This window comes from uncultured Thiodictyon sp. (assembly GCF_903828115.1).
Lineage (GTDB): Bacteria > Pseudomonadota > Gammaproteobacteria > Chromatiales > Chromatiaceae > Thiodictyon.
On record NZ_CAIKKU010000387.1, the window covers coordinates 1 to 4,214 of the forward strand.

A 4,214-nucleotide genomic window follows, 5' to 3' on the forward strand; every position below is an offset into this window, starting at 1 on the left:
GATCTGGTGGCGCGGGCGCCATGGCCGTTAGTCTGCACGCGCGCCACCCCGCGATTGGGTGAGTATCTCCGCAGGATGGGCAGAGCGAGAGCGATGCCCATCGTCTGCACCCAGCTCAAGCGCCGCCGTCATTCACCCCTCAGAAGGTCGTCGAAGATTCGCTCGGCCTGATCGACGCTGGCCGCGGCCAGCAGCCAGCGATCGAGTTGGGCGCTGTCCCGGCAGGCGCCGACGCGGGCGCGGGTCTGCGCGTCCACGGCGATGCGGCGTCCCGCGAGCAGGTTCAGGACCGCCGCGGCGAGGCCCTCGTCGCGGCCTTCGTCGCGCCCTTCGGTGCGGACCGCCTCCAGGTCCGCATAGCCGAAGCGCTGCAAGAGGTTGCGCAGCGTCGCGCGGTGGCTGGCCGTGCGGTCGAAGAGTGCGTCCACCGGTACCGGGTTGCGCAGGATGCCGGGCGCGCTCAGGTCTTCCCCGGGGTGCGCGACCCGCATCGGCTGGCCGGACTCATAGACCTCCACGCGGCGCGGGCCGGTCAGGCGTGCCACCCAGACCAGGCGGGTGCCGTGGCCGATCAGTTCGGCGATCTTGGCCTGGAGGTCCTTCTCGTCCTGACCGCGGGCGGCGTATTCGAGTGCCAGGGGCGGCACCGCGCGAATCCAGCCGCGCTCCGCGCCGGGGGCGGCGATGGCGACATCCGGGGCGCGCAGCATCCCGGGTTCGGGTGAAAAGCCCGCGTCGACCCCCGCCCATTCCACGTCCGGGTCGCTGCCCAGCACGGCGGCGCCGGTGAGATTGCCGACGGCGTGCTCGGGTCCGGCGGGGGCGCAGTAGAGCGGGTGGCCGTGCGAGAGTTCATAGCGGTCCCCGTCGCGCAACTGATCGGCGTGAAAGGGGCCTTGCTCCGGCTTGGGCGCGCGGGCGGGGGTGTTGCTCATGGCTTAAGGGTCCTCGGCGGTCGAGGGCCTTAGTTTGCACGCGGGGCCGGCCTTTGCAAGCGGGAAGAACCGGGCCCTCGGTCGACGCGCGGTGGCTGGTCCGCGCGGCGGAACCTACGGGTGCTCCGGGCGGACCGGGGGCATTGCCCGACCGCGAAAAGCCCTGGCGTACCGTCGCTCAGTCGGTCAAAATCCGCCGGCAGAGCAAGTTGCCAAGCCCCGGCCTCGGCGCTGTTGCTGCGCGCCCCATCCCACCCACTCCCGGAGCTACCCTATGAAACGGTCCCGTCTCGCCACCGCGGTGCTCGGCTGTGTGCTGCTCGCCGGTTTCGTCCAGGCCCAAGAGCAGACCGGAACGCTGAAGAAGATCAAGGACTCCGGTTCCATCACCCTGGGTCATCGTGAATCCTCGATCCCCTTCTCCTATTACGACGACAAGCAGCAGGTCATCGGCTACTCGCAGGAGATCGCGCTCAAGGTCGTGGATGCGCTCAAGCGCGAGTTGCAGCTCCCGGGACTCAAGGTCAGACTCAATCCGGTGACCTCCCAGAATCGTATTCCGCTGATCCAGAACGGCACCGTCGACCTCGAATGCGGTTCGACCACCAACAACGCCGAGCGTCAGAAGCAGGTCGCCTTTTCCGACAGCATCTTTGTCGTCGGCACCCGGCTGCTGACCAGGAAGGATTCCGGCATCGAGGACTTTCCCGACCTCGCCGGCAAGACCGTGGTGACCACGGCCGGCACCACCTCCGAGCGACTGATCCGCAAGCTCAACGAAGACAAAAACATGAAGATGCAGATCGTCTCCGCCAAGGATCACGGCGAGTCCTTCCTGATGCTGGAAACCGGCCGCGCGGTCGCCTTCATGATGGACGATGCACTGCTCTATGGTGAACTGGCCAAGGCCAAGCGCCCGGGCGATTGGATCGTGGTGGGTACGCCGCAATCCCTCGAGGCCTACGGCTGCGTCATGCGCAAGGATGATCCCGAATTCAAACAACTGGTGGACGCGACTATCGCGGGGTTGCAGAAGAGCGGTGAGGCGAAGGCACTCTATACCAAGTGGTTCGAGACACCGATCCCGCCCAAGGGTCTGAACCTGAATTTCCCGCTCTCCGCGGAGATGCAGAAGCTGTATGCCAATCCCAATGACCAGGCCTATCCATGAGCTACAGTTGGAATTGGGCCGTCTTCCTGAGCCCGACCCCGTCGGGCGATGCGACCTATCTCGGCTGGCTGCTGCAAGGCCTCCAATGGACCCTGATGCTGTCCTTGGGCGCCTGGGTCATCGCCTTCCTCTTGGGGACCCTGCTCGGGGTATTGCGCACGGTGCCGAACCGCTGGCTGTCGCGGCTGGCCGCGGCCTATGTCGAGGCCTTCCGCAATGTGCCGCTGCTGGTCCAGTTGTTCACCTGGTATTTCGTCATCCCGGAACTGCTGCCAAGACCCTGGGGGGATGCCATAAAGCAGACCGACCCGCTGACGCAGCAATTCTTCGCGGCCCTGCTGTGCCTGGGCTGCTTCACCGCGGCGCGGGTCTGCGAGCAGGTGCGCGCCGGCCTCGGCTCGCTCCCGCGCGGGCAGCGGGCGGCCGGGCTGGCCCTGGGTCTGACGCTGCCCCAGACCTATCGCTACGTCCTGCTGCCGGGCGCGCTGCGTCTCATATTGCCGCCGCTGACCTCTGAGTTTCTCAATATATTCAAGAACTCGGCGGTTGCCTCGACGATCGGGCTGATCGAGTTGTCGCGCCAGAGTCAGCAACTCGTCGATTACACGGCCCAGGCCTATGAGGCCTTCATCGCCGTCACCCTGATGTATGTGCTCATCAATGTCGCGGTGATGTTCGGTATGCGCTGGCTGGAGCACCGGACCCGGATACCCGGCACCATCGGGGGCAAGTGATGTACGAATTCGACTGGAGTTCGATCCTCGGCGCCCTGCCGATCCTGGGCCACGGGATGCTGGTGACGCTCGAGATCACCCTGACCGCCATCGTCGTCGGCATCGTCTGGGGGACCCTGCTCGCCTTGGCCCGGCTGTCGGCGATTCGCCCGCTGGCCTGGCTCGCCGCCGGCTATGTCAACCTGTTCCGTGCGGTGCCGCTGGTGATGGTGATCCTGTGGTTCTATCTGATCGTGCCGGCCTTGCTCTCGGACGTGCTCGGCGTTGCTCAGGGGAGCGACATCCGCATGGTCTCGGCCCTGGTCGCCTTCGCGCTCTTCGAGTCCGCCTATTATGCGGAGATCATCCGCGCCGGCGTGCAGAGTGTGCCCAAGGGCCAGGTCAACGCCGCCTATGCGCTGGGTATGCCATACTCCCTGACGATGCGTCTGGTGGTGCTGCCGCAGGCCTTCCGCAACATGCTGCCGCTGCTGCTGACGCAGGCGATCATCCTGTTCCAGGATACCTCGCTCGTCTATGTCATCGGCCTGGCGGATTTCTTCGGCGCGGCCTACAAGGTCGGTGATCGCGACGGACGCCTGGTGGAACTGGTGCTCTTTGCCGGCGCCGTCTATTTCGTCCTGTGCTTCGGCGCATCGCTCCTGGTGCGGCAACTGCAGAAGAGGTTTGCCACATGAGCATGATTGAGATCGAGCAGGTCTCCAAGTGGTACGGCGCCTTTCAGGTGCTGGCCGACTGCACCACTCATGTGAATAAAGGGGAGGTGGTGGTGGTGTGCGGCCCCTCGGGCTCCGGCAAGAGCACCCTGATCCGCTGCGTGAATGGCCTGGAGGCCATCCAGCAGGGCAACATCGTCGTCAACGGGACTGCGCTCGCCGATCCCAAGACCAATCTGTCGAAACTCCGCGCCCATGTCGGCATGGTCTTCCAGAACTTCGAGCTGTTCCCGCACATGAGTGTCACCGACAATCTGACCATCGGGCAGATCAGGGTGCTCGGGCGTTCTGAAGAGGAGGCGCAGGCCCGCGGTCTCAAGATGCTCGATCGGGTCGGCCTCAAGGCCCAGGCCGCCAAGTACCCGGGCGCCCTGTCCGGCGGTCAGCAGCAGCGCGTCGCCATCGCCCGGGCGCTCGCGATGGACCCGATCTGCATGTTGTTCGACGAGCCGACCTCCGCGCTCGACCCTGAAATGGTCAATGAGGTGCTGGACGTCATGGTCGAACTGGCGACCGAGGGCATGACCATGATGTGCGTGACACACGAGATGGGCTTAGCGCACAAGGTGGCGGATCGGGTGATCTTCATGGACCACGGCCGCATCCTCGATGACGCCTCCACGGACGATTTTTTTGGTACCCCGCGCGTGGCGCGGGC

Annotated in this window: 5 protein-coding genes; 4 read left to right on the forward strand and 1 reads right to left on the reverse strand. The window is 65.5% G+C overall.

The features are described 5' to 3' along the window. Positions 1 to 128 precede the first annotated feature (128 nt). Positions 129 to 935, reverse strand: a complete 807-nt coding sequence (locus QZY48_RS14270; RefSeq protein ID WP_295431802.1) for a Uma2 family endonuclease — start codon at positions 933 to 935, stop codon at positions 129 to 131. Between the two features lie 274 nt (positions 936 to 1,209). Here QZY48_RS14270 and QZY48_RS14275 point away from each other — a divergent pair, with 274 nt between their 5' ends. From QZY48_RS14275 to QZY48_RS14290, 4 genes are all read left to right on the forward strand, one after another. Further along, entirely contained in the window at positions 1,210 to 2,106 is an 897-nt protein-coding gene (locus tag QZY48_RS14275) for a glutamate/aspartate ABC transporter substrate-binding protein (RefSeq protein ID WP_295431805.1), read from the forward strand. Continuing rightward, entirely contained in the window at positions 2,103 to 2,840 is a 738-nt protein-coding gene (locus QZY48_RS14280; RefSeq protein WP_295431808.1) for an amino acid ABC transporter permease, read from the forward strand. The genes QZY48_RS14275 and QZY48_RS14280 overlap by 4 nt, the downstream gene beginning before the upstream one ends. Further along, complete coding sequence (gene gltK, locus QZY48_RS14285) at positions 2,840 to 3,517, forward strand: glutamate/aspartate ABC transporter permease GltK (RefSeq protein ID WP_295431811.1); 678 nt, start codon at positions 2,840 to 2,842, stop codon at positions 3,515 to 3,517. Before QZY48_RS14280 ends, gltK begins: the two co-directional genes overlap by 1 nt. Further along, positions 3,514 to 4,214: amino acid ABC transporter ATP-binding protein (locus QZY48_RS14290; protein ID WP_366929694.1), on the forward strand; the 701-nt coding region annotated here is incomplete at its 3' end. The genes gltK and QZY48_RS14290, both read left to right, overlap by 4 nt.